We start from the raw sequence: 26,157 nt of genomic DNA, 5'->3' as shown, positions 1-26,157 counted from the left end.
ATGAAACGACGATACGATTTAACCGACGAGAAATGGAACGCCATCGAATCTTTCTTGCCACCGACTCGAAAAACTCAGGGAGGACGTCCATATACTCGCTTTCCCGTCTATTCGAATTTACGCTGTACCCGCCATACTTCGCAATCATAGCCGGGATTTCTTTCTCAGTGGCGGATTCCTACGGAATTCTCGCTGATTCGTTTGTTAAGACATACCAAAAAGACTTCGACGAAAATACCGCCGAAGTCTTTTGATCCCAGAATTGAACGACCCAGGAATCCGTAGGTCCGATGGCGGCCGCATGGCCCCGAATCACATCCCTTTGGTCTGCGGATTGAGCCGCATGCCCTTGCTGTCTTTGCCATGCGGGCCTTTGGTCTGCGTTTCTTTGCCGGCTGCTTCTTGCCTGGCAATCGCTTCCGCAGAAGATTCTTCCGCCGCCGCGGTCTGCACGTCTGCCTTCGGCGCTTTGACCAGCACCGCGATCAGGAACGAGATCACACACAGGGCGCCGATCACGAGGAAGGTCGGTTTGAATCCGCCGAGCAGCGCCGCGATAAACGAAGCAGACAAAGCGCCGAGGCCGAAGCCCTGATAGATCACGCCGTAATTCTTGCCTTGGTTCTTCAGGCCGAAGAAATCGCTGACGATCGCCGGGAACACGGTGATGTTGCCGCCGAAGCAGAAGGCGATCGCCGCCACGCTTGTGAAGAACAGCGGATAGGTCAGCGTCGCGAAGCTGAGCACCATAACGGCCGCGAACGTAACCAACAGCGCGCCGGAGACGACTCTTAGACGTCCGACCTTGTCGGACAGAGGGCCGAGAATGAGGCGGCCCGCCGTGTTGAAGATCGCGATCATGGCGACGGCATTGGCTGCGGTGGCGACATCAAGACCGGCCAGGCGTACGCCGATATCCTTGACGCTGCCGATCAGGTACAGCCCGCTCATGCAGGCGGTGAAGAAGACGACGAACAGCAGATAAGCCTGCTTGGTCTTGAGCATTTCTTTGACGGTGTAGTCTTTGGCACGCACGCCGGAAGCGGATAACGGCGATGCGGTGTTCGAAGCTTCGCGGACCAGCAGCGAGCCGAATACCACCATCGCAAGTACGATGATTCCCCAGATCAGGAAAGCCTGCGAGACGCCGCGCGATTCGATCATGGCACCGTTGATATACTTAAAGATCAGGCTGCCTGTACCGTAAGCGCCGACCGAGACGCCGGACATGAGGCCTTTATGCTTCGGAAACCATTTGATCAGGTTGGACAGCGAGGTCATATAAGCCGTACCGTCGGCGTAGCCGACGATAACGCCGGCCACCACATACAGCAGACCGAGCGACGTAACCTGCGAGGAGAGCATGAGCCCGATGCCGAGCAGGATACCGGAAGCGGCGATCAATCCGCGGATGCCGAACTTGTCCTGCAGTTTGCCGGAGAACAGCGTTGCGAACGCAAGCGCGAAGCTGGTGATCGAGAACGTCATCGCGGTACTGCCCAGTTCCCAGCCGAATTTGTCGGCGAGCGGCTGGTTGAACAGGCTCCACGTATAGATGGTGCCGAGGCCCATCTGGACGATGACCGTGCCGATCACGATCCACAGGCGGTTCACTTTCGGCAGGGTTTGATCGGGTGCGATTTTCATGTCGATTCCTTCTCTCATTCGTTTTCGTTTCCTTATGGCTTCAGTATAAGCATTTCAGCCTTTATGAAAGCGTTTTTGGAATGAGATGCCGCGCAGGCGGAATGAAACGCATCCGTGCCGCCATGAGCGTTTGGGACTCGGCCGGAATCTTCTAGATCCGCATAAGCTGCCGGAATTCTTTGACTTTGCTGCGGCTAACCGGAATCTCGGCATCGATATCGCGCAGTCTCAACAGATACGTGTTATTGAACCACGGCACGATCTCGCGGATCTTCGACAGATTGACCGCGTACGAACGATGGCAGCGGAAAAACCGCTCCGGCGGAAGCCCCGCCTGAAAGTCGGAAATGCTCATATGCATCGTGTATTCGTCTTTGCGCGTATAGACGAGCGTCGTTTTCTCCTGCGCGGACGCATAATAAATATCGTCTGCGTCGACCACGATGATCTTGTCGTCCTTGTGCAGATTGATCCGGCGGTTGACCGGTCTGCTGTCCGAAGAAAATCCCGGGGGTTCGCCGGAGATCCCAGAGGCTGCCCCGGCTGCCGGCAGCGGCGCTCCGGAATTTCCCGTGCCGCCGTTTTCCCGTTCTTTTTTGGCTGCAAAAGCACGTTCGAGTTTGTTCAGCATCGCCGCGATCCGCGGTTCGTGATAAGGCTTGAGAATGTAATCGAAAGCCTCGATCTCGAACGCTTCCGCCGCATGTTCCTTGTACGCCGTCGTAAACACGATATACGGCTTGTTCGCGAACTTGCTGATACTTTGGGCGAGCAGCACCCCGTCGAGCGACGGAATATTGATATCGAGAAAAATAACGTCCACATCGCTGCCCTGCAAAAATTTCAGTACATCGATGCCGTCCTCGAATTTGCCGACGATCTCGACCGAACTGTTTTTGCCAATCAAATAATCCAGTTCCTCCATCGCCAAAAACTCGTCTTCCACGATAATCCCTTTCATATTCATGCCTGGTCCTCCTTTCTGACCGCGAACGTGATCACGGTCCCTTTGTCCGCTCTACGAATACCCAGACCTTGTCCGTAGATAAGCTTGAGCCGCTCGTGCACATTCGACAAGCCGATCTTGTTCGAAGGCATACTGCCGCTGCGGATATTCTCGATAATCGATTCGTCGATGCCGGCTCCGGTATCGGCGATTTCGAAGCGTACGACGTCACCCTCGTTTTTGACGCGGATGCTTACGGTCCCTTTGCCTTTTTCTTTCAAAATACCGTGCACGATCGCATTCTCGACGAGCGGCTGGATAATCAGACTCGGAATCTTCACATTCGTCTCGTCGTCGATCTCGTATTCCACCTGCAGTCGGCTGCCGAAGCGCGCTTTCTCGATTTCGACGTAGTCTTTGACCTGCTGAAGTTCCCGATGCACATCGATCAGCTCGTCGTTGAGTTCCAGATTGTAGCGCAGATACCCGGACAAATTGATAATCAGCTCACGCGCTTTGTCGGGATTCAGGCGGATCGACGAAGCGATTGCATTCAGTGCGTTGAACAGGAAATGCGGGCTGATCTTCGTCTGAAGCGCCTTGATCTCGGCTTTGTCCGCCATCGCCTTGATCTGTTCCACCCGTGACACTTCCATCAGCGTGGAGATGATCTGCGACAAGCCGACCGCCAGTTCCCGCAGCGAATACGTAATCTGATGGGCATGAAGATAGTATATTTTGAGCGCGCCGGTGACGACTCCTTTTTCCTGCAGCGGAATAATGATCATCGACTTGATCCAGTCGTTGCGATGGTCGGCGTCGTTGTTGCGAATGGTGATATTTCCGCTGCGGATCGTTTCTTTCGTTTCCTCGGTCATGATCTCGTGCCCGATATTGTAACGCTCCTGCCCAAAGCCCGAATAGGCCAAAATATGGTTCGTATCCGTAATCGCCACCGCATCCGCCCCGATTTTCTTTTCGATAATCTCGCAGATGCGCAGCAGCGACACGCTGTCCACTTTGCGGAAATAGGGCAGCGTTTCGTTGGCGATGTCGAGCGCGAGCTTGGCCTGCTTGGCTGCAACGTTCTCTTTCTCGTCTTCGACGCTCTGCACCAGCATGACAATCAGACCGATCATCACCTGCGCCAGGATCATCGGCACGGCGATCTTGGAGACAATGTCCGCTCCCAGTGCATACGGCTCCGCCAGCAGCAGAATGAGTCCCATCGTCAGCACCTCGCACAGCATACCGGCCGCGATCCCGTAGAACCAGCGTTTGGTCTTGGGCACGCGCAGATGGATCATCCCCGAAACGATGCCCGCCACGATACTCGTAATCAGACACGGGATCGCCGTCACGCCGCCGATATCGATCAGATACCGATGAACGCCGGATACGAGTCCCGTCACGATGCCGACCCAGGGACCGAACAGCAGACCGCCCGACATAATCGCCACGATCCGCACATTGACAAGCGAACCTTCCACGCTGATGCCCATATAGGTGCCGAAAATGGCAAACAGACCGAAGATCACCGTGACGGTTATAAGATCCTGCGGCCGATATTCTTCTTTTTGGAACACGGTTTTGACACGCGGAATCCGGGTCAGCACAAACAGGCACATCAGCAGCAGCGAACCTCGTTCGAACAGCTGCAAAAAGATCGTCAATGGATGGGAAGGGTTCATCGGGTCTTTCGCTCCTTTCTCGCCATACCGTTACCGGTCAAGCCTATCCGTTGTATGCAAAAAGAAAACCGCCGGCATAATCGCCGACGGCCGGGCCATCCATAAGCCCGCTGTTTCAAACGAATCCGTCCCGGGCGGACAGCTGTCCTTCCCTGCGCCGATCGAATTCGTCCCGTTATCGAAACCCGAACCTTCGGCAAACATGCTAGTCGATCAATTCGCCGCGGAACGTTTCTTCTTTCTCCAGGCCGCTGCGCAGACTCTCGTAGCTCGGCGAAGTCCAGAAGAACGGATCTTCGACCAGCTTCGCCGCGTCGTCGCGCGCCTGCTCCAGCACTTTGAAATCGGCGACCATATCCGCGACTTTGAACTCCGGCAGGCCGCTCTGCTTGGTACCGAAAAAGTCACCCGGTCCCCGCAGCTCGAGATCCCGACGGGACACTTCAAAACCGTCGTTCGTATCGGTCATGACGCCCATGCGCTGACGGCCGAGCTCCGATTTGGGATCGGCGATCAGTACGCAGTACGACGCATGTTCGCCCCGGCCGACGCGGCCGCGCAGCTGATGCAGCTGCGACAGACCGAAGCGGTCCGCGTCCATAATCACCATAAGCGTGGCATTCGGCACATCGACGCCGACTTCGACGACGGTCGTCGATACGAGCAGATGCGTCTCGCCGGCATAGAACTGGCGCATCATCTCTTCTTTCTCCGCCGCGGTCATCCGTCCGTGCAGCAGCCCTACCTTATACTCAGGCAGCGCCTGGCTCATCTGCATATGCAGATCGATCGCATTCTGCACGTCGAGCTTCTCGGATTCTTCGATCAGAGGACAGATCATGTAGGCCTGGCGGCCCTGACTTACCTCGCGGCGAATGAAGCCGAGCACTCGCTCCATCATCTCGTGCTTGACCCAATACGTTTCGATCGGCACCCGGCCTTTGGGCCGCTCGGCAATCGTCGATACATCCATATCGCCGAACGCCGTGATCGCAAGCGTACGCGGAATCGGCGTTGCGGTCATGGTCAGCACGTCCGGGTTATAGCCTTTGCGGCGCAGCACGCTGCGCTGATTGACGCCGAAGCGATGCTGCTCGTCGGTCACGACGAGGCCAAGCGAACGGAAATTGACTTCATCCTGGATAAGCGCGTGCGTGCCGACCAGAATATCGATCAATCCCATCTGAAGGCCGGCAAGCAGGTCTTTGCGTTTGCGTCCGGTTACGCTGCTGGTCAGCAGTCCGACGGTCATGCCGAACGGCTCGAACATCTTGGTCAGCGAGCGCGAATGCTGCTCCGCCAGAATTTCGGTCGGAACCATAAGCGCTCCCTGGAAACCGGAACGTACGGTAGTGAACAGGGCAATCGCGGCGACAGCCGTTTTGCCCGAACCGACGTCTCCCTGCAGCAGACGGTTCATGCATGCTTCCGAACGCATGTCTTTGAGAATCTCCAGTTCAACGTTCTTCTGCGCGTCGGTCAGCTCGAACGGCAGGCTGCGCACGAATTCCCGAATAACGGCGTTGGGCGTCGTATGCAGCACGCCGTCGCGCCGATCGCGGTTCAGCGAACGGTAAGCCTGAAGCTTGAGCTGGAACAGGAACAGTTCTTCGTAGACCATGCGCTTGCGCGCTTCCTGACCTTCGGCCAGATCGCCGGGCTGGTGCAGCAGGCGGATCGCCTGCGGCCGGGGCATCAGGTCATACTTGGATACCAGATCTTCCGGCAGCACCTCTTCCAGAGCGTCGCCGTATTGGTCGAGCGCGCTGGCGATGGCTTTGCGCAGCGAGTTCTGGGTCAGATCGCCGCCGACCGAGTAGACGGGCTGGAGCGAGCCGCTGCGAATCGTGCCCCGATCCGGAAATTCGGACTGCGTGACATTCATCTGCAGACGGCGTCCGTCCCATTTGCCGGTCAGAATAATCTCGCGGTCCAGCTCCAGCTGGTCTTTGAGGTAATTCCGGTTGAACCACACGGCCGTAAACATCGAATAATCCGCCAGCACTTTGCAGCTCAGCTTAGTTTTCTTGCCGAACCGCTGCACGATAGGCATGCCGACGATCTTCGCCCGTACGGTCGCTTTGTCTCCGTCCTTTACGTCGCCGAGCGGCTTCTGCCGGTAATCTTCATAGCGGAACGGGAAATATTCGATAAGATCCTTGACGGTAAAAACGCCAACGGCGTGAAGCTCCTCTACCTTGCGGGCGCCCACACCGTTGACTTCTTTTACCGGGATTTGATCCAGGCGGTTATTCATTGCGTTCTCCCTTATTTAACGGAAGGCCAGATATAAATCGCGTTGCAGCCGAGCCCGACATGCGTGCCGACCACGGAACCGATATGGGAGTAAACCACATCGACGACTTCGAAGTGCTGGCGCAGCAGCGCCAGAATCTCGTCGGCCGACTCCGGTTGGACCGTATGTCCGATCGCCACATCGACCCGCCGCGTATCGCCCAGTTCCTGCTTAAACAGCTCCACGACGCGGGCCAGCGCTTTTTTGCGCCCTCTGGCCTTCTCTACGGCGTAAATGACGCCTTCCTTGTCAATGGACAGAATCGGCTTGATATTCAGCAGCGTACCCAGCAGGGCTGCCGCACGGCCGATCCGGCCGCCTTTTTGCAAATACTCCAGCGTATCGACGAGGAAATACAGCTTGCGTACCGATTTCAGCCTGTCCACTTCGGCTTCGATCTCGGCTGTCGAGGCGCCGGCCTGCGCCATCTCAGCGGCCCGTACGACCATAAAGCCGAAACCGTACGAAGCGGACAGCGAATCGATCAGCGTGATGTCCGCCGCTTCCTTCTCCAGCATGGACTTGCCGAGCGTCGCGGACTGGAACGTACCGCTCATGCCGGTCGAGATATGAATCGAAACGATCGGCGCTCCCGGATGTTCGTCTTGTATCCGCTGGTACTCGGCGGTGAAGTCCGCCGGTGAAGGCTGGGACGTGGTCGGCAGCTTGGCCGCACCGGACAGGCGCCTGTAAAACTCCTGCGCCTTGATATCGACGCCGTCGAGCAGCGCTTCGCTGCCGAACACGACTTTAAGAGGAACCACGCGGATACCGAGACGTTCGACCAATTCCTCGGGAATATCCGATGTGCTGTCGGTTACGATAATCGGGTTCATGCTGTCACCGTCCTTTGAGTTGGGAGAACCGGCCTTCTGCGGGCCGGCTTCGGGGCAGGAAACAAGATCAGGCTTCGACCGAGAACAGATAATCGTAGACCGGCTGGCCGCCGGTATGGAATTCCACTTCGGCATCCGGATACTCCGCAGCCAACCATTCGGCAAGTTCGGCGGTCTCCGCTTCCGAAGCCCCTTCCCCGGCGAGCAGCGTGATGATTTCGTCGCCGCTCTCGATCATGGCGGCCAGCAGATTGCGGCTGGTTGCCAACCGGTCTTCCGCCGTCGCCACGATCTTGGAATTGAAGATGCCGATATAATGGCCGGCCGTAATATCCAGCCCGTCGAAGTTCGTATCGCGGACAGCATAGGTGACCTGCCCGGTCTTGACTCTTTTTAGGGCTTCGTTCATCTGCGACTCGTTCGTTTCCGGACTCTCGTCTTCCTGGAAAGCGAGCGCGGCCGCGATTCCCTGCGGAATGCTTTTGCACGGAATGACCGTAACCCGGCGTTCGCCTTCGAGCAGATCGCGGGCCTGTTGGGCGGCGAGTACGATGTTCGAGTTGTTCGGCAGCAGGAACACATGCTGGGCCGACAGCTGACCGATCGCATTGACAAAGTCTTCCGTGCTCGGATTCATCGTTTGTCCGCCGGACAATACGATATCCACGCCGAGGCTTTTGAAGATTTCTTCGATCCCCGAACCGCTGGCAATAGCGATAAATCCGTAAGGCGCCACTTCGTCGGCCGGAAGGGAAGCCAGTTCCTCCGGAACCGGAGCGGGAGTCGGAATATCGGCGAACAGCTCCGGAGGAGCGGTTCCGTCCATGCCGGCATGCAGCAGGTCGCGATGCTGCTCGCGCATATTCAGGATATGAATTTGCGTGATTTCTCCGTAGCGCAGCGCAAGCGTCATGACTTCGCCCGGCGTCTTGGAATGGACATGCACTTTTACGATGTCTTCATCGGCAATGATGATGATCGAATCGCCGTTGACGGACAGCGCTTTCCGGAATGCTTCTTCGTTGAACGAATCTCTGCGGGCTTCGCCCAGTCCGAGATTGATGAAGAACTCCATATCGTACAGGAATTCGATATTTTCGGTTTCCAGCTGCGCCTGCGCGGAAGCTTGAATATTCGGTGCATGCACCGCTGCAGCCGACTGCTTCTGCGGAGCGCCGATACTGAGCGAATTGCCGGCGTCCGCGGCACTGCCGTTCTCCAGATAATCCAGGAAGCCTTCGTAAATATAGACAAGTCCCTGGCCGCCCGAATCGACGACTCCGACCTGTTTGAGGACGGGAAGCTGGTCCGGCGTGCGTTCAAGCGCGTACTGGGCTTTGGCGAGCACTTCACGCATCAGCTCGACCACATCCGTCGTCCGGCGCGAGTAGGCGGCCGCATGTTTGGCCGCTTCGCGGGCCACGGTGAGGATCGTGCCTTCCACCGGTTTGACCACGGCTTTGTAGGCGGTCTCGACGCCGACCTGCAGAGCGGCCGCGAACTGGATCGCGTTCAGCTCGTCATGCGAAGCCGCATAACGGCCGAATCCCCGGAACAGCTGGGACAAAATAACGCCGGAGTTTCCGCGCGCCCCCATCAGCAGTCCTTTGGACAAGATTGTAGCCGTCTGGCCGAGCGAAACCGAACTGCGTTCCCGAAGCTCCGTCACTCCTGCCGTCATGGTCAAATTCATGTTCGTCCCCGTGTCTCCGTCCGGCACCGGGAATACGTTCAGCGCATTGACATGCTCCGCCTGACGCGAAAGCCTCTCCGCTCCGGCCAACACCATGCCTGTAAAATCTGTTCCGTTAATCGAACGCCTGCTCAATGAAAATTCCCCTTCCTAACCTGCTGGATGCGCAAACGCCAACAATCGCGGCGTTCGCTCTATTCGATGTTGAGGCCCGTAAGTTCTTTCGCTGTATGCTCGCTTGCCGCTTTGCCGATCATGCGCGCATCGGAAACCGGGTTCCCGTTCTCCGCGATAACGTACAGGCCGGTGGCGGCCGTCTCTGTCATCCGCTTCCCAATCTATACGGACGAACCGGCTTTTAGTCCCATACATCATGAGCCTCTTGCAAAATCCGGGCAAAGTTTCGAAGCAGATTTTGCAAAAGGCTCCATCTAATATTGTACTATAAGCGACCGTAGAAATAAATAAAGTTTTTAGAACCGTTGACGGAGCTTTTTTTGATGTGTTATGATGATCTGAGTGTTGCTTCTGTATGTTTTATCTAAGCAAGGAGGTGTCATTCATGGCTCGCAGATGTTTTGTAACGGGTAAAAAACCAAGCTCGGGTAACAACGTTTCCCATGCTAACAACCGCAACCGTCGTACTTGGGGAGTTAACGTCCAAAAGGTTCGCATCCTCGTAAACGGCAAACCGAAACGCGTATACGTCAGCACCCGGGCGCTCAAATCCGGTAAATTGACTCGCGTTTAATTCCGGATATACACGAGAAAACACCTTCTCTCGAAGGTGTTTTTTAGTTTTAGATTTTCATTCGGATCGTTGTACGCAAAAGCCGAAAGTCGCTCCGGCAGGAGACGACTTTCGGCTTTTTTGGCATGCCGGGCTTTGGGCGTCTCGGATTCGTCCCGGTCCTAGACCGGTCCCATCCGATAGCGGACGGCTGCTATAAGCACGGTAAAGAACAAGAAGTAGACGACCGTCCAGATGATAAACGCGATCCGGGCGCCCCGGCCTTCGATTTTGCGGAAGTACCAGATGACCAGGCCCGCCGTCAGCAGACCGACCAGCGCATTGAAAGGAGTCGGCAGAAAAGCGAAAACGGCGACCAACAGACCGGTTACCGAAGAGATCAGCGCCAGCATTAAGGTCGATTTGAAATTCATACGCCGCGCTCCGCACTGTCGCGAATCGCACGTATGGCCGCGGTACGGTCGCTTGCCCCGTAAACGGCGCTGCCGGCGACCAACACGTCGGCACCGGCCGCCGCGACTCTGCCTGCCGTGTCGGCCGCGATACCGCCGTCGACTTCGATGCGCAGATCGTTCATGCCAAGCGAATTGGCCAGCTCACGCGTCTCGCGGATCTTGTGAAGGGTCCGTTCGATGAACGCCTGACCGCCGAAGCCCGGATTGACGGTCATAATCAGGACCAAATCCAGATCTTCCAGCACTTCGCGGATCGCGGACACCGGTGTCCCCGGGTTCAGGGCCACGCCCGCTTTTACCCCGTGTTCCTTAATCAAATGGACAACCCGGTGCAGGTGCACGCAGGCTTCGGCATGCACCGTAATGACGGAAGCGCCCGCCTTGGCGAATTCCGGGATGTAATTCTCCGGATTTTCGATCATCAGATGCACGTCGAGCGGGAGCTTCGTCAGCGGAGCGATCGAGCGCATGATCGGCGCACCAAAAGAAATATTCGGAACGAAATGTCCGTCCATCACATCAATATGCAGCCAATCCGCTCCGCCTTGTTCCACTTCGGCGACGTCGGCTCCGAGCTTCGAGAAATCCGCGGACAATATCGAAGGAGCAATCCATACCATAGTTCAGTACCTCCGTTTTTTATCTTTCATTTCCTGGTAAAACGCTTTGTAATGCTTGTAGCGGCTCTCGGCGATCTCTCCGCGTTCCAGTGCTTCGCGCACTTTGCAGTGCGGCTCGTGGAGATGGGTGCAGCCGCGGAATTTGCAGCCGTCGGCCAGCGCCGCGAATTCCCGGAAACAACCCGGCAGTTCTTCGATTTCCATTTCGATGAAGTCCAGCTGGCTGAATCCCGGCGTATCGGCAATATAACCGCCGCTGCCGAGATCGACCAGTTCCACGTGACGCGTCGTATGCCGCCCGCGGCCCAGACGAAGACTGATCTCGCTCGTAAGCAGGTCGAGATCGGAGAACATCGCGTTGAGCAGCGACGACTTGCCGACGCCCGATTGGCCGGAGAATACGCTGATTTCGCCCGCCAGGCGCTCGCGCAGCCGATCGGCTCCGAGCCCCTGCGGCGAACTCGTCTCCAGCACCTCGTACCCGATCGACGTGTACAGTGCCCGCGCGTTTTCCACTTCTTGGCGGGTCTGCGCATCGTCTTCTTCGATCAGATCCATCTTTGTCAAACAGATCAGCGCTTCGAGTCCTTCGTTCTCGATATGTACCAGGAACTTGTCCAGCAGATTCAGGCTCAAGTCGGGTTCTTTGACCGAGAATACCAGAACGGCCAAATTGACGTTGGCAACCTGCGGACGAATCAATTCGGACGTTCGCGGCTTGAGTTCGGTAACGGTGCCTTCCCCGTTCTCGGTGAGTTCATAGACGACGCGGTCTCCGACGAGCGGCGGTTTGCCTTTGAGCCGGAATATGCCCCGGGCCCGGCATTGGATCGCTGTGTCTCCGGGTGCGGCTTCGCTGTCCTTGACGTAGTAATACCCGCTTAACGCTTTGACGATGAGTCCTTCTGGCATGCTTCACCTTCCTTTGTCCGTAACGGGAGAGGGCCGGACTTGCGTCCGGCCGCTTTTCTGCCCTTTATTTTTGATGCCGGTTTTCTTTATCTTCCGTTTCCGTTCCCATTTCCGTTGCCGTTATTGCCGCTGCCGTTTCCATTATTTCCACGGCCGGCTTTTTCGAGAGCGGCCGCTTTTCCCGGCGGAACGAAAGCGGAAGGATCCTCTTCCGTTTCGGTGCCCGTGTCGCCTTCGGCCGGTTCTTCCTGACCTTCTTCCGGCGCCGTTTCGGCTGCATTCGGATCGGCAGGATCCGTATTCTCGACGTCCGTGCCGTTGTCCGCTTCGCCTGCCGCGGCTCCGTTATCGGCCGGTGGTTCTTCGGCCGGTAGTTCTTCGGCCGGTGGTTCTTCGGCCGGTGGTTCTTCGGCCGGTACTTCCGGCTGCTCCGGTTCTTTCTGCGGAACCTCGGGCTGCTGGAACGTGCCCCGGCTGGCTTCGGTATAATCGACCGGATACGAAATGATCAGCTCATCGTCCCGGTAGACCATGACCGCTCCGTTGAGGTTCGGAGCCAGCACCAGCGACACCGGGAAAATCCGGAGCGAAGAAATCGTGTCGCGTCCCCACTCGATCCGTTCGCCGCGTGCGTCGCTGTACAGGATGCGGACTTTGGTCGCTGCCCCTTCCTGCGAAGGTTCTACCGGCACTTGAACGGTAAAGTCGAGCGCCTCGGGCGGTTTACCCGAGCTGACGACGAATTTGACGACTTCGCCGGGCTTGAGTTCGGTATCGGCCTGCGGATCCTGACTGATGACTTTGCCCGCCTCGACCGTAAAGCTCGGCTCTTCCGCCGACGAAGGCGCAAGCGCCTGGCCGTTGATCGCGTCGAGCGCTTCCTGCCGCGTTTTGCCGACGATTTCCGGCACTTTCTTATTTTCGACTCCTTTGCTGACGATCAGGGTAATCGAATCCTGATCCGGGTCGAAATCTTTTCCCGCCTGGGGCGATTGATCGATGACCGTATCTACGGCAGCTTCGCTGAACTGTTCCTCCCGCTTGATCCGGTCTTCGGCGACTCCAAGCGCCGTCAGATCCCTGCGCGCTTCGTCGTACCCCAATTCGGTCAATGCCGGCATTTCGGTCAGCGGTTTTTCGGAACCTACCGTCAGAATCAGGGAAGCTCCTTCTTTGACGCTGAGCCCTTCAAGTTTACTCTGCCTGAAGACCCTTCCCGCTTCCGTGGCCGGATCGTACTCGTACTTGACGCCTTCGACTTCGAGTTTGCGGGCGGCAAGCGTAGTCCGGGCATCGTTTTCGGTCATCCCGATCACGTTCGGCACGGTAGTTTCCGGTACGACGAACTGCTTGCTCCACAGCATGACCGAGATAAAAGCGATCGTCAGCACAAGCAGGGTCGAACCGATAATAATCGCCGGTTTTTTCCAGTTCTTTTTGCCCGAAGGGCCGGTTTTGCCTTTGCCCGACGCGTCTCCGCGCTGCAAGTCCGCCGCAGGCGACACATACGAGGAGCGGATTGCCGGTACGACCAGGGTACGATCCGCATCATCCATTTCGTCGAACAGCACTTTTTGCTCGTCCCGGCGCGAAGGCAGCAGACAGGTATCCAGATCGCTCTGCATATCGGCCGCCGACTTGTAACGCTCGGACGGATTTTTGCGCATGGCCCGTACGATAATGTTTTCCACGCTTTGCGGAATTACCGGATTGAGTTTGCGCGGTTCTTCGAAATCGTCCTGAAGATGCTTGAGCGCCACGCTGATCGGACTTTCGCCTTCGAAAGGCAGCGCTCCGGTCAGCATCTGGTACATCACGATCCCGAGCGAATACAGGTCCGACTTCTCGCCGGCATTGACTCCTTTGGCATGTTCGGGAGAAAAATAATGGACCGAACCCACGACCGAACCGGTTTGGGTAATCGTCGTGGACGTTACGGCCCGGGCAATTCCGAAGTCCGTTACTTTGACGCGTCCGTTACGGCCGATCAGAATATTGTGAGGCTTGATATCCCGGTGAATAATCTGATTGCTGTGCGCATGATCGAGTGCTTCGCAGATCTGCGAAGCGATCCGGACCGCTTCGTCGACCGGAAGCGGCGCACGTTCTTTGATGAGCTCGTCCAGATCGCGGCCTTCGATATATTCCATGACGATATACTGGACTTCGCCTTCCTGACCGACATCGTAAATACTGACGACGTTCGGATGGGACAGCGACGCTGCAGACTGGGCTTCCCTCCGGAAACGTCGGATGAACTCCTCGTCGTGCACGAACTGCTGGCGCAGCACTTTGACCGCAACAAAGCGGTTCAGCAGCAGATCGAGCGCTTTGTATACAAGCGCCATTCCCCCGCCGCCGACACGCTCCATAATTTCGTAGCGGCCGCTGAACACCTGACCGATCATTGTACCCACTCCTTCGTCGCCGCGTCCTGGCCGGCGCGTCCGTTTTCGAACAAAGCGACGGTAATATTATCGTCGCCACCCGAACTCAGCGCCATTCGGACCAGCTTGTGCGCCCGGTCGTCCAAAGCCGCACCCGGCTTGAGCACCGTGCGCAGCATTTCGGCTTCCGCCACAAAGTTGCTTAATCCGTCGCTGCACAGCACCAGTGCTTCGCCCGGATTAAGCCGAATACGCCGCAGATCGACCTTGACTTCCGCATCGGTTCCGAGCGCACGCGTCAGCACATTGCGGCGCGGGTGGGAACCGGCTTCCTGCGGAGTGATCTGACCGCTCTTGAGCAGCTCGTTAACGAGCGTATGGTCGTCGGTCAGACGTTCCAGACCGGAAGAAGTCACTTGGTACGCCCGGCTGTCGCCGATATGGCCGATCACTCCGTCCGTACCGCTGAGCAGCACGGCCACTACCGTGGTTCCCATATTATGATACCGAATATCCGACCCGCCTTTGCGGTAGACCACTTCATTGGCGTGGAGAATCGCATCGCTGAGCGCGGCTTCGCAGGCTTCGATGGACAGACCCGGCTCCAGTCCCCCCAGATCCGCCACCATCGTCTCTACCGTCAGACGGCTTGCCGTATCTCCGGCCAGATGGCCGCCCATTCCGTCCGCTACGATGCCCAGCGTATAACCGCCCGGTTTGATCCGGCCGACCCATGACAGGTCTTCGTTGACACTGCGTACGTTTCCGATATGCGTTGCATGAACGGTATGAATCGCCACCCTAGCTCACCTCGCAGCCTTTTCCTGTCCTTTTTCCATATGCTTGGCACGCAGCTGGCCGCAGGCCGCGGCAATATCGTGCCCTTGTTCGCGGCGAATCGTCGCGTTGATGCCGTTCTCGGTCAAAATGCGCTGGAAGTTGAAAATATCGCTGCGCGAGGTACGGACGTATTTGCGTTCCGGCACGTGGTTGACCGGAATCAAATTGACGTGCGCCATACGGGTCTTCAGTACATCGGCCAATTCCTGGGCGTGCTCGGCCTGGTCGTTCACCCCGCCGATGAGCGCGTACTCGAACGTCAGACGACGGCCCGTTTTCTCGAAATAGTAATCGAGCGAAGCAATGACGTCGTCGAACGGATAACGGCGGTTGACCGGCATCAGCTTGGAACGCAGCTTGTCGTTCGGCGCATGGATAGAAATCGCCAGGTTGATCTGCGTATCTTCGTCGGCGAACTTGTAAATGTTCGGCACGATACCGCTCGTCGAAACGGTGATATGGCGCTGTCCGATGTTCAGTCCTTTTTCGTGGATCATGATGCGCAGGAATGTCATCGTCGCTTCATAGTTCTCGAACGGCTCACCGGAGCCCATGATCACGATGCTGCTCACACGCTCGCCGTCTTTGTCGAGCATCTTCTGGGCTTCGACGACCTGCGCGACAATCTCGCCCGCCGTCAGGTTGCGTTTCAGTCCGCCCAGCGTGGATGCGCAGAAGGTGCAGCCGATCCGGCAGCCGACCTGGGTCGTGACGCAGACGCTGTTGCCGTAATTGTGCTTCATGATGACCGTCTCGATCGCATGTTCATCGTGCAGACCGAACAGGAATTTCACCGTTCCGTCTTTGGACTGGAACTTGGTGATTTCGTTCAGTGTGACAAAAGCAAAATGGTCGTCCATTTTTTGACGAAGCGACTTCGACAGATTGGTCATTTCCTCAAAACTCGACACGCGTTTGACGTACAGCCAGTCGAAGATCTGATCGGCGCGGAAAGCCGCTTCTCCGCTCTCTTTGACCCACTCGCGCAGTTCATCGAGATTATAATCGTATATGAAAGGTTTCATGTTGTCGGTTATCCCCTGTTCGTTGATTTATAGATTTTGTTGACTTTATCGATTTCCATCTTATCTATATTAGCACAAAAGCCGTTCATGCTAAAGAGGAACCCCTTCCGGCCCGGTTCGGGCTTCGGCAGAGGTTCCTCTCTGTTATCGGAAAATGACAGCCGATCCATGCGCAAATGAGATAAAAAACGAAAAGGCCGGGACCGTTCGGAGAAGCGATATACGGTGGACGAATGGCTCTCCCCTTTCGTTCCGGTTATCCTTCTTCGCTTGAAACTACCCTCTGCGGCGCAGTCTGGCGATATAGAATCCGTCCGAACCGAACTGGTTCGGCAGAATTTGTACACCCGCTCCGCCTGCTTGAGGCATGCCGTTCAGAGCAGCCGCTTCGAAAGGTTCGGCCACAAACTCCGCATGATCGCGCAGGAACTCCGCAACCGCACGCTGATTTTCTTCCCGTTCGATCGTGCACGTACTGTATACGAGAATGCCTCCCGGCTTGACCAGCCCGGCCACGGCGGCCAACATCTGCCGCTGCAGTTTCGCGATGGAAGCCGTATCCTCTGGCGTCTTCGCCCAGCGCAGATCGGGCTTGCGCCGGATTACGCCGAAGCCCGAGCATGGTGCATCAAGCAGCACCCGGTCAAAAGATGCCGCCTCGAAGCGATCTTTCAGCGACATGGCATCGCCGACACTCGTCTCGATACAAGTCAGACCAAGCCGTTCCGCCTGCTCGGCGATCAATCCCTGCTTGTGCTCGTGCAGATCGTTGGCGACAATACGGCCCCGGTTGCCCATCTTCTCGGCGATATGGGCCGTCTTGCCGCCCGGTGCGGCGCAGCAGTCGAGCACGCTCATGCCCGGTTCCGGCGCCAGCGCTTCGGCTACGAGCATAGAGCTCTCGTCCTGAATACTGAAGCGGCCGTCGCGGTACAGATGGTCGTTCGCCATGTTGCCCCCGCTTTCGACGATAACGCCCGGCTCCGCAAGCTCGGAAGCGCGGACGCTTCGGCCTTCGGCTTCCAGTTCGCGCAGCAGTTCGTCGCGGTTCATTCTCAGCGTATTGACGCGAATACTCGTCTTCGGCGCTTCGTTGTTCGACGCGCAGATCGCTTCCGCCGTTTCTTCGCCGTATTGGACAATCCAGCGTTCGACGAGCCACTGCGGATGCGAATGCTGCAGCGCGATACGCTCGGCCGTAGGCAGATCATCCGGAAAGGACAAAGTTTCGCCTTCGCGCAGCGCGCTGCGAAGCACGCCGTTGATCATCGAAGAAATCCCCGAATGGCCTCTTTTCTTGGCAATCTCTACCGCTTCGTTTACCGCCGCATGGGCCGGAATCCGGTCCAGATAACGGATTTGGTACAGAGACATCCGCACGAGGCTGCGCACCCAGGGATTCAGGCGTTTGACGCCGCTTTTGATGAAGAAATTCAGGAAGTAATCCAGCGTCGCCTGGCGGGCGATCGTTCCGTAGACCAGCTCCGTGGCAAGCCCCGCGTCGGCCGGGCTCAGTTCCGCCTGCTGGAGTGAACGGTTCAGCAGCAGATTGCTGTAGGCATTATTCTCCTCGACACCGGTCAGCACATTGAGCGCAACTTCGCGCGCCGTCAACTGGACCTTGCGTCTGCGCGGCTGAAACCCTCCGCTTGGGGCTGCAGCCTTGGCAGGAGCGGGAGCGGCACTCTTCCCGCGCTCTTGCGAAGCGGCAGGCGGCCGCTTCGCGGAAATAGGCTCTTTCTTGGCCGCAATCCGCTCGGATGCGCTTGTCGGCCGGCTGCGGTTCTCTGTCTTCGCCGGAGCGCTGGCGGAAGATGGGGATCGGCCGATTTCGGCCGATCCTGCGGATTTCGGACCTGCGGCGGCTTTGAACGGCTTGGCCGCCGCCGGCGCATTCTGCGGTTTGGAAGCCGTTCGGCTTCCCGCTGCGCGGCCCGAAGGAGAGGAGGGTTTTGACGTACCGGCGGGTTTGGCCGCGCCGCCGTTCTTGGCCGCAATCCGCTTGGTTGCTCCGCTTGCATTCCGACCGAGTTCAGTCGTTTTTTTGCGGTCTCCGCTTTTTTTGCGGTCCGTCGGCTTTTTGCTGTCGGACGCTTTTGGCCGTTCGGCCGGTTTGTTCGGATCGAAACCGCCCGAAGGTTTTGTTCCGCCTCCAAACATGCGGATCCCTTGGTTTTCCGTGCGTTTCCCGTTCCCTTTTTCTTCGCTCATCCGAGCACCGCCCCTGCCTGCATCGCCGTACCGCGGACAAAGTCGGACACCGGCATCGCTTTTTTGCCGGCCGGCTGTACCTTCGTCAGGCGCACAGCGCCTCCTCCGCAAGCTACGACGATTGCTTTATGATTAATATCAAGCACCGTTCCCGGAGCGGCTCCCGCTTCGGGGCCGTTTTCTTCCGGACGTTCGATTTCCCATACTTTGAACACTTCCTCGTTCCACAGCGTATACCCGCCGGAAAAAGGAGACAATCCCCGGACCTGGTTGAATATGTCGCGCGGCGAACGCGTCCAGTCGATGCGCTCGTCGTCGCGGGTCAGATTCGGCGCGTAAGAAGCCAGCTCTTCATTCTGCGGCTCGGCTTGAACGCGGCTTTCGAGCAGACGCGGCAGTTCTTTTTTCAACAAAGAGGCTCCGGCTTCGCCCATTTTCTCGAACAATGTACCGGAAGTATCTTCGTCCGTAATCTCGATTTCCGTTTTTGCGATCATATCGCCGGTATCCAGGCCTTCCGCCATATACATGAGCGTAATGCCCGTCTTGGGCTCGCCGTTGATGATCGCACGCTGAATCGGGGCTCCGCCCCGGTAAGCCGGAAGCAGCGAGCCGTGCACATTGACGCAGCCGAGTTCCGGGACTTCCAGCAGCGATTTCGGCAGAATCTGGCCGTAGGCCGCCGTTACGATCAGATCGGGATGGAACGAAGCCAATTCTTCGACCGCTTCCTTGCTGCGCATACGTTCCGGCTGCAGAACCGGCAGATGAAGCTTCAGCGCCGCTTCTTTGACGGGCGACGGAGTCAGCACCTTTTTTCGACCCTGAGGACGATCCGGCTGGGTAACGACCGCCACCACATTGCATTCGCTTTCCAGCAGCGCTTCCAGACACGATACCGCAAACTGCGGGGTACCCATAAATACGATTCTTTTCATTTCATTCACTCCTTTGCCGCACTTTCCTGGCCCGGTTTATAAATATGTTCCGCCACATCGGTAAACAGTACCCCGTCCAGATGATCGATCTCATGCTGGAACGCGCGGGCCAGCAGACCGCTTCCCGTTACGGTGAACTCTTCTCCGTCCCGATTCAGGCCTTTGACCGTCACCGTCATGGACCGCCGCACATCGCCGTTCAGGCCGGGAATACTCAAGCAGCCTTCCGGGCCGAACTGTTCGCCTTCGCGCTCTATAATTTCGGGATTGATCATGCCGATCAGGCCGTTCTCGTCCCCGACGTCGATCACGATAATCCGCTTCGGAATGCCTACCTGCGGGGCCGCCAATCCGACACCCTGCGCGTCGTACATCGTGTCCGCCATATCCCCGACCAGCTTTTGCACGTTGGGCGTTATTTTCGTGACTTCTTTTGCTTTTTTGTGCAGAACCTCGTCGGGCTCCGTTACAATCAATCGAATAGCCATTGCCTAGCACCTTCCTTGAAGCTGTATTAGCCGCTGCAGCTGCTGTCCGTCCATGAAAAAGACGCGGAGGACCGCGTCACATCATGACCTGGGGATCGACGTCGATGCTGATCAGCAGCTCCTGCTCTTTCGCCGTATCTTCCAGTTCATCCGCGATTTCCCGCGCCAACAGGGCAGCGTCCATTTCTCCACGCCATTTTATCATACATTGAAACCGGTATCTATTTTTGATCCGGGGGATCGGCGACGCGATAGGACCCAGCAGGTCCAGTACGTTCGGAGCCAATTTGTCCATTCGGGCCAACCATCCCCGGGCCTGCGCTTTCTCTTTGACCATCGCCGCATAATTCTCGGCCATGCGGACGACGACCGGAAGCTGCTCGTGCGAAAAAGTAACCAGGATCAACCGGCAGTACGGCGGATATCCGAGTTTTCTCCGGTGCCCCAGCTCTTCGCGCACAAAAGAATGGTAATCGTGCTTCGAAGCATGGATGATCGAATAATGCTCCGGATTGTAAGACTGGATAAACACTTCGCCCGGCAGATGATGCCGCCCGGCCCGGCCGGCCACCTGGGTCAGCAGCTGGAACGTTTTTTCGCCGGCGCGAAAGTCGGGCAGATTCAGAGCCGAATCCGCGGCAATCACGCCCACCAGCGTCACATCCGGGAAATCCAGTCCTTTTGCGACCATCTGCGTACCGAGCAGAACATCCGCTTTTTTGTCGCGGAATTTCTGCAGCAGCTTCTCGTGGGAGCCTTTCTCGCTTGTCGTATCCACATCCATCCGTACGACCCGGATCGCCGGGAACAGCTTGGCCAGTTCTTCTTCGACCCGCTGGGTACCCGTCCCGAAATAGCGGATATGCTCGCTTCCGCATTCCGGACAAGTCTCGGGAACCGTCTCGGCGTGGCCGCAGTAATGGCAGCGCAGGTTGTTGGAACGTTGGTGATACGTCAGCGAGATATCGCAGTTCGGACATTCCGCCACATAGCCGCATGTACGGCACATGACGAAGGTCGAATAGCCGCGCCGATTGAGCAGCAGAACCGTCTGCTCTCCGCGTTCAAGCCGCTGCTCGATCGCTTTGTGCAGATCCCGGCTGAACATGGAACGATTGCCTTCTTTCAATTCTTCCCGCATATCGATAATGTTGACGCCCGGCAGCGAACTGCCCAGCGCACGAAGCGAAATTTCGGTCAGGATCGGAGAGAAATGCGGATCGCTTTGCGAACGGGCCGCATGATACGTCTCAAGCGACGGGGTCGCCGAGCCGAGAATGACGACCGCATTATGCTGCTCGGCTCTTTTGACGGCTACATTTCGAGCATGGTATTTCGGGCTTTCTTCCTGCTTGTACGAAGATTCGTGTTCTTCGTCCATCACGATCAGACCGATGTCTTTGAACGGGGCAAAAATAGCCGAACGCGCTCCGATCGCCACCTGTACCCGGCCTTCGCGAATCTTGCGCCATTCATCGTACCGTTCCCCGCCGGACAACCGGCTGTGCATCACGGCGACTTTGGAGCCGAACCGGCTTTTGAACCGCTCGACCATCTGGGGGGTCAGCGAGATCTCGGGGACCAGTACGATCGCCTGGCGCTGCTGCGCAATGCAGCGTTCGATCGACTGCAGATATACCTCCGTCTTGCCGCTGCCGGTGATCCCGTGCAGCAGGAAGACCCCTTCCCTGCGGGCATTCAGCCGTTGTATCACGGCGTCGTAGACCTGCTGCTGCTCGTCGGTCAGCTTGGGCGCGATACTCGGTTTGAAATCGCGGCCTTCGTACGGATCGCGGAATACTTCCACGTCTTCGAGCCGGACCAGCCCTTTGTCTTCGAGCGACTTGATCGCGCTTGCCGTTACGCCAAGCACGCTCAGTACTTCTTTTTGCGGCATCGGAATGCCCAGCTCCACAAGAAAAGCAAAAATTTCTTTTTGCTTTTTGGCCCGCGCAGGGAAATGTTCCAGTTCTTCCGCGGCCCGCTGCGCATCGACGTTTACGACCACGGTTTTGACCGTTTTGCGGCCCATCCGGTCGCGGATTTCCTGGCTTTCAAACAGCAATCCGCCCTTGATGAGCGCCTGCACGGCTTTTTCCCGTCCGGGAAAACTCTGCCGGAGCTGTTCGGCTTTGACTTGTCCCCGGTTTCTTACATATTCCAGAATTTCCCGGGCCGAAGACACATCGACCGCGGAAGATCCGCCGAACAGCGACAATTCCCCGCCGTCTTCCGGCAGTTCTTCGATCAGACGCCCGATCTCCTGCTCTTCTTCTTCGCCTTCCGGCTTCCGGACCGCATGAATAAAACGCTCGGCTTTGCCTTTGAGCGCGGCGGGAATCATAAGCTGAAGCGCCGTCGATTTATGACAGGCGTATTTGTCCGCAATCCAGCTTCCAAGCTCGACCAGATCTTCCGGCAGCGGAGGCACCAGGTCAAGCAGTTCGCGGATCGCTTTGATTCGTCCGTGTTTATATTCGCTCTCATCCGACAATCCCACCACAAACCCTTGAACGGTACGTCCGCCGAACGGCACGCCGACCCGGCTGCCGACTGCGATCCATTCCTGCATTTCCGGCGGAATCCGGTAGTCGAACGGCCGGCTGACCGCCCGCACCGGAACGTCCACAATCACACGAGCAAAATTCATCGCAGCTCTCCCTGTCCCATACGGCGCGAAGCCTCGAGCAGAATTTCCCGGGCCGCTTCGTATTTGGACAGTTTAGGCAGGTCGGCGATCAGGCCTTCGGGCCCGAACAAATGCACGATATTCGTATCCGAACCGAATCCGGCTCCCGAACGGGTCACATCGTTGGCAACCAGCATATCGCAATTTTTGCGCTGGAGCTTCTCGGCGGCGTACGTTTTGAGATCGTGCGTTTCCGCGGCAAACCCGATCAGGAACTGATGCTCTTTTTGCGCACCCAGCGTCTGCAGCACATCGACGGTTTTAACCAGTTCAAGCGCCATTTTTTCTTCGCTTTTTTTGATTTTTTGCCGCGCGCTCGATTTCGGGCGGTAATCGGCTACGGCCGCGGCCATAATCAGCATGTCGGTATCGGGCCACTCGCCCAGGCAGGCCTCGTACAGATCTTCCGCCGACTCGATCCGGACGATATCCACGCCCGTCGGCAGCGGAATCTGCACTTTTCCCGCGATCAGCTTGACCTCGGCTCCCAGATCGCGTGCGGCCTGGGCCAACGCGGCTCCCATTTTGCCGGAGGAGTCGTTGGTGATATAGCGGACCGGATCGATGCGCTCGATCGTTCCGCCTGCCGTCACGACGACTTTCCGCCCCGCCAAAGGACCGTTGGGCTCGGCCGGTTTGGACGATGAAGCGGAAATCGCTCCGCTGCCCGCAAGACCGAATTCCGAAGCGCCTCCCGCGGTCGCAAACAGCGTCTCTCCCCCAATATCCCCGGCATCGGGCGCCGCGAAGAACGGCTCGGGACCGGGATCCGAAAAGGCAGCTTCCGAAGCCCCGGGAGAAACCGCAGCCGCTGTCGGCGACACCCGGTTGCCCGCTTCGCGCCGCGCAAAAAACTGCCGCAGCACTTCTACGATCGTCTCCGGTTCTTCCAGGCGTCCTTTGCCGACATACCCGCAGGCGAGCATTCCGTCCCCCGGCTCGATCATCATGACGCCGCGGTCTGTCAGGGTCCGCATATTGCTTACAACGGCGGGATGCGTGTACATATGCACGTTCATCGCCGGAGCGACCATCACCGGAGCCGTTACCGCAAGCAGCGTAGTGGACAGCATATCGTCGGCAAGCCCGTGTGCCAGCTTGGCGATACTGTTCGCCGTTGCTGGCGCAATCAGAACCAGGTCGGCCCAATCCGCCAGGTCGATATGGTTCACGACTTTCGGATTGCGTTCTTCGAAAGTATCCGTATGCACCGGACTGTGCGTCAATACCTGCAGCGTCAGCGCCGGAATAAACCGCTGCGCCGACTGCGTCATAATGACCTGAACTTCCGCTCCCGCTTTGACCAGCTGGCTGCACAGCGTCGCGGCTTTGTAAGCCGCAATGCCGCCGGTCACGCCGAGCAGAATTTTTTTTCCGTTTAACATGCCTTATTCCTCCTTCTGAAAAAAAATAACAACCTTATCGGTTGTTAAAGATGGAGCCTTGCGATTTATTTCGGTCTGTACGGTCGGCCGGAGCCGCCGGATCTCGCAGCAGGGAACCTTACAGGTTCCGTTTGCCTTTTTGTTCTTCGACCACTTCGTTTTCGTCGCGCGCTTCGATCTTGAGGTAGTCGTTATAGATTTCTTCGAGAGCTACGCCGACCTGTTTATGCGATCTCGGGTTCGGCATATCCGATTCCGAGCCTTCGCGCAGCTGTCTGGCCCGTCTGCTCGCCGCGACTACCAGGGAATATTTACTGTCTACTTTGGTCATGATTTTATCGATGGAAGGATACAACATATTTATCGTCCTCTCTGTGCTCCTTCGGATCGCGCAAGCGCGGCTTCGAAGAAACGGTCCGGTTCTCCGGCAATCTGGTTGTAAAAAAGCAGCCTACTTGACGATCCGGCAGTGTTCCGCCACGATGATCGATTCGATCCGCATGCAGGCTTTGTCAACTTCGTCATTGACGACCGAATAATCGTAATGACGCATCAGGGCAATTTCTTCTTCGGCCACCGACAAGCGGTTATGAATCACCGATTCCGTCTCCGTTCCGCGGCCGACAATCCGGTCTTTCAGTTCTTCGATCGAAGGAGGCGTCAGGAAAATGAACACGCCGTCCGGGAACGTCTGCTTGACTTTGAGCGCTCCCTGCACTTCGATTTCCAAAATAATATCGTTCCCCGCTTCGATCGTCTGCTCGACGAAGTCGCGCGGGGTACCGTAGAAGTTGTCCACATACTGCGCATATTCGAGCAGTTGGTCGCCCGCGATCATGCTGCGGAATTCTTCCTGGCTTTTGAAAAAATAATTGACGCCGTGCTGCTCGCCCGCACGGGGCGAACGGGTCGTCGCCGAAACCGAATAAACGAGTCCCGGCAATCTTTTGCGCAGCGCGCTGCATACGGTACCTTTTCCGACTCCCGACGGTCCGGACAATACAATCAATAACCCTTTAGACATAGTTCTCTCCATTTATTCGTCGTTATCGTCATCTTTGGTCGACAGGCGGTGGGCAACCGTCTCCGGCTGTACGGCCGAAAGAATGACGTGGTCGCTGTCGGTAATGATGACGGCGCGCGTTCTGCGGCCATAGGTTGCGTCGATGAGCATGTGCCTGTCCCGCGCCTCCTGAATGATCCGCTTGATCGGAGCGGATTCCGGGCTTACGATGGAAATGATTCGGTTGGCCGATACAATGTTCCCGAAGCCGATATTGATGAGCTTGATTGCCATGTCCAGGTTTTCCCCCTAATCTAAGTTCGGTTCTTTTTCTGTAAGTCGGACCAGCGCCCGGCCGTTATTCGAGATTGGCGGCCTGCTCGCGCATTTTCTCGAGCTCCGCCTTCATCCCGACGACATGGCCTCCGAGCGCCAGATGATTCGCCTTCGAGCCGATCGTATTGACCTCTCTATTCATTTCCTGAATCAAGAAATCCAGTTTGCGTCCTTTGGGTTCGTTGCTGACCAGCAGCTCCGAACACTGGACGAAATGACTGCCCAGCCTCGCCAGTTCTTCATCGATACTGCAGCGGTCGGCAAAAAGGGCCACCTCCATACCGAGCCGCTGCTCATCCAGCGCAAAACTTCCGTCCTGCAGCTCGACAAGACGCTGACGCAGTTTGGTCCGGTAGTCTTCGACCACCAGAGGAGCCAGCCGGACAAGTTCTTGATGGGCGGCCTGCAAATTCTCAAGTCTCAGGCGGCAGTCGCGGGCCAAATACGTGCCTTCCGACCCCCGCATCGCTACAATCTCCGCCAGCGCCAGCCCGAGACCCTGCTGAAGCACCTGTTCCCAATCCGTACTATCGCTGGGTTCAAGCGGCGCGGCAGCGGAAACCATGACGTCCGGCAGCGACAGAATTTCCGCCGCGCCCAGACGTCCGTCAATGCCGTAAGCTTGTTCCAACTCGCGCGCGGCACGGATATAAGATTCCGCCGCCGCACGGTTGAGCGTCATCGCGTTTCCCTGCGATTCGCTTTCCCTCGTGATGTACACATCAATCCGTCCACGCCTCATATGCTGCTGTACGAGCCGCCGGAGACCTTCCTCAAAACCGTTCCATTCCCGGGGCATCCGCAGTACGACTTCGCAGTAGCGATGATTGACGGACTTGACCTCAAATTGAATTTTGTATCCGCTCTGCTGGATGGCGGATTGACCGTATCCGGTCATGCTGTAAGACATCGTCATCACATCCGTTACCCTATTTTAATGGATTATGCAAACCGAAACAAGGGGAATCGCGCCGGTTTGCAAATTCCGGTTTGAAGCTTGACTATCTT

General features: G+C 57.2%; 23 protein-coding genes. 1 reads left to right on the top strand and 22 read right to left on the bottom strand.

What is annotated here, in order from left to right; genetic code table 11:
- Positions 1-312: 312 nt before the first annotated feature.
- The 7 genes from HOP44_RS02085 to HOP44_RS22980 all read right to left on the bottom strand — a co-directional run bounded on the left by HOP44_RS02085 (position 313) and on the right by HOP44_RS22980 (position 9,435).
- The gene (locus HOP44_RS02085) at positions 313-1,665 is read right to left on the bottom strand and encodes an L-lactate MFS transporter (RefSeq protein ID WP_425501785.1); all 1,353 of its coding nucleotides are present in this window, start codon (positions 1,663-1,665) and stop codon (positions 313-315) included.
- Positions 1,666-1,798: 133 nt separating this feature from the next.
- A complete protein-coding gene (locus HOP44_RS02080) occupies positions 1,799-2,608 on the bottom strand; it encodes a LytR/AlgR family response regulator transcription factor (RefSeq protein ID WP_172251513.1) in 810 nt (269 codons plus the stop codon).
- 2 nt (positions 2,609-2,610) lie between these two features.
- The gene (locus HOP44_RS02075) at positions 2,611-4,284 is read right to left on the bottom strand and encodes a sensor histidine kinase (RefSeq protein ID WP_172250101.1); all 1,674 of its coding nucleotides are present in this window, start codon (positions 4,282-4,284) and stop codon (positions 2,611-2,613) included.
- 205 nt (positions 4,285-4,489) lie between these two features.
- Complete coding sequence (gene recG, locus HOP44_RS02070) at positions 4,490-6,541, bottom strand: ATP-dependent DNA helicase RecG (RefSeq protein WP_172250099.1); 2,052 nt, start codon at positions 6,539-6,541, stop codon at positions 4,490-4,492.
- An 11-nt stretch (positions 6,542-6,552) separates the two neighbouring features.
- Entirely contained in the window at positions 6,553-7,416 is an 864-nt protein-coding gene (locus tag HOP44_RS02065) for a DegV family protein (RefSeq protein ID WP_172250097.1), read from the bottom strand.
- Between the two features lie 67 nt (positions 7,417-7,483).
- Positions 7,484-9,244: a DAK2 domain-containing protein gene (locus HOP44_RS02060; protein ID WP_172250095.1), complete on the bottom strand. Its 1,761-nt coding sequence runs from the start codon at positions 9,242-9,244 to the stop codon at positions 7,484-7,486.
- A 59-nt stretch (positions 9,245-9,303) separates the two neighbouring features.
- Entirely contained in the window at positions 9,304-9,435 is a 132-nt protein-coding gene (locus HOP44_RS22980) for a hypothetical protein (RefSeq protein WP_281367763.1), read from the bottom strand.
- A 236-nt stretch (positions 9,436-9,671) separates the two neighbouring features.
- Between HOP44_RS22980 and rpmB the strand changes: the two genes are divergently transcribed.
- The gene (rpmB, locus tag HOP44_RS02055; RefSeq protein ID WP_172194860.1) at positions 9,672-9,860 is read left to right on the top strand and encodes a 50S ribosomal protein L28; all 189 of its coding nucleotides are present in this window, start codon (positions 9,672-9,674) and stop codon (positions 9,858-9,860) included.
- A 161-nt stretch (positions 9,861-10,021) separates the two neighbouring features.
- Here the strand turns inward: rpmB and HOP44_RS02050 are convergent, their stop codons facing one another.
- The 15 genes from HOP44_RS02050 to HOP44_RS01980 all read right to left on the bottom strand — a co-directional run bounded on the left by HOP44_RS02050 (position 10,022) and on the right by HOP44_RS01980 (position 26,059).
- The gene (locus HOP44_RS02050) at positions 10,022-10,273 is read right to left on the bottom strand and encodes a hypothetical protein (RefSeq protein ID WP_172250093.1); all 252 of its coding nucleotides are present in this window, start codon (positions 10,271-10,273) and stop codon (positions 10,022-10,024) included.
- Positions 10,270-10,935, bottom strand: a complete 666-nt coding sequence (gene rpe, locus HOP44_RS02045) for a ribulose-phosphate 3-epimerase (protein WP_172250091.1) — start codon at positions 10,933-10,935, stop codon at positions 10,270-10,272. Before rpe ends, HOP44_RS02050 begins: the two co-directional genes overlap by 4 nt.
- A gap of 3 nt (positions 10,936-10,938) precedes the next feature.
- The gene (gene rsgA / locus HOP44_RS02040) at positions 10,939-11,847 is read right to left on the bottom strand and encodes a ribosome small subunit-dependent GTPase A (protein ID WP_172250089.1); all 909 of its coding nucleotides are present in this window, start codon (positions 11,845-11,847) and stop codon (positions 10,939-10,941) included.
- Positions 11,848-11,933: 86 nt separating this feature from the next.
- Positions 11,934-14,255 (bottom strand): Stk1 family PASTA domain-containing Ser/Thr kinase, encoded by a 2,322-nt coding sequence (pknB, locus tag HOP44_RS02035; RefSeq protein ID WP_172250087.1) that lies wholly within the window; start codon positions 14,253-14,255, stop codon positions 11,934-11,936.
- Entirely contained in the window at positions 14,252-15,034 is a 783-nt protein-coding gene (locus tag HOP44_RS02030) for a Stp1/IreP family PP2C-type Ser/Thr phosphatase (RefSeq protein WP_425501783.1), read from the bottom strand. Before HOP44_RS02030 ends, pknB begins: the two co-directional genes overlap by 4 nt.
- 6 nt (positions 15,035-15,040) lie before the next feature.
- Complete coding sequence (gene rlmN, locus HOP44_RS02025; protein WP_172194865.1) at positions 15,041-16,099, bottom strand: dual-specificity RNA methyltransferase RlmN; 1,059 nt, start codon at positions 16,097-16,099, stop codon at positions 15,041-15,043.
- Between the two features lie 276 nt (positions 16,100-16,375).
- Positions 16,376-17,713 (bottom strand): 16S rRNA (cytosine(967)-C(5))-methyltransferase RsmB, encoded by a 1,338-nt coding sequence (gene rsmB, locus HOP44_RS02020; RefSeq protein ID WP_246369607.1) that lies wholly within the window; start codon positions 17,711-17,713, stop codon positions 16,376-16,378.
- Positions 17,714-18,306: 593 nt separating this feature from the next.
- A complete protein-coding gene (fmt, locus tag HOP44_RS02015) occupies positions 18,307-19,248 on the bottom strand; it encodes a methionyl-tRNA formyltransferase (RefSeq protein ID WP_172250085.1) in 942 nt (313 codons plus the stop codon).
- Between the two features lie 5 nt (positions 19,249-19,253).
- Positions 19,254-19,736 carry a peptide deformylase gene (def, locus tag HOP44_RS02010; RefSeq protein WP_172250083.1) on the bottom strand — a complete coding sequence of 161 codons (483 nt, stop codon included), beginning with the start codon at positions 19,734-19,736 and terminating at the stop codon, positions 19,254-19,256.
- 76 nt (positions 19,737-19,812) lie between these two features.
- Complete coding sequence (gene priA / locus HOP44_RS02005) at positions 19,813-22,386, bottom strand: primosomal protein N' (RefSeq protein ID WP_172250081.1); 2,574 nt, start codon at positions 22,384-22,386, stop codon at positions 19,813-19,815.
- On the bottom strand, positions 22,383-23,810 hold the full coding sequence (gene coaBC / locus HOP44_RS02000; protein WP_172250079.1) for a bifunctional phosphopantothenoylcysteine decarboxylase/phosphopantothenate--cysteine ligase CoaBC: 1,428 nt from the start codon (positions 23,808-23,810) through the stop codon (positions 22,383-22,385). The genes priA and coaBC overlap by 4 nt, the downstream gene beginning before the upstream one ends.
- A 118-nt stretch (positions 23,811-23,928) precedes the next feature.
- Complete coding sequence (rpoZ, locus tag HOP44_RS01995) at positions 23,929-24,168, bottom strand: DNA-directed RNA polymerase subunit omega (protein ID WP_141446123.1); 240 nt, start codon at positions 24,166-24,168, stop codon at positions 23,929-23,931.
- 93 nt (positions 24,169-24,261) lie between these two features.
- Entirely contained in the window at positions 24,262-24,834 is a 573-nt protein-coding gene (gene gmk / locus HOP44_RS01990; protein WP_172194870.1) for a guanylate kinase, read from the bottom strand.
- 12 nt (positions 24,835-24,846) lie between these two features.
- Positions 24,847-25,107 (bottom strand): extracellular matrix/biofilm regulator RemA, encoded by a 261-nt coding sequence (gene remA, locus HOP44_RS01985; RefSeq protein WP_005548256.1) that lies wholly within the window; start codon positions 25,105-25,107, stop codon positions 24,847-24,849.
- Positions 25,108-25,171: 64 nt separating this feature from the next.
- Complete coding sequence (locus tag HOP44_RS01980) at positions 25,172-26,059, bottom strand: YicC/YloC family endoribonuclease (RefSeq protein ID WP_172250077.1); 888 nt, start codon at positions 26,057-26,059, stop codon at positions 25,172-25,174.
- Positions 26,060-26,157: the final 98 nt, after the last annotated feature.

It is taken from the genome of Saccharibacillus deserti (assembly GCF_013618475.1).
GTDB classification, from domain to species: domain Bacteria; phylum Bacillota; class Bacilli; order Paenibacillales; family Paenibacillaceae; genus Saccharibacillus; species Saccharibacillus deserti.
The sequence above is the reverse complement of the archived record's forward strand: the minus strand, read 5'-3'. Positions and strand labels throughout refer to the sequence as shown.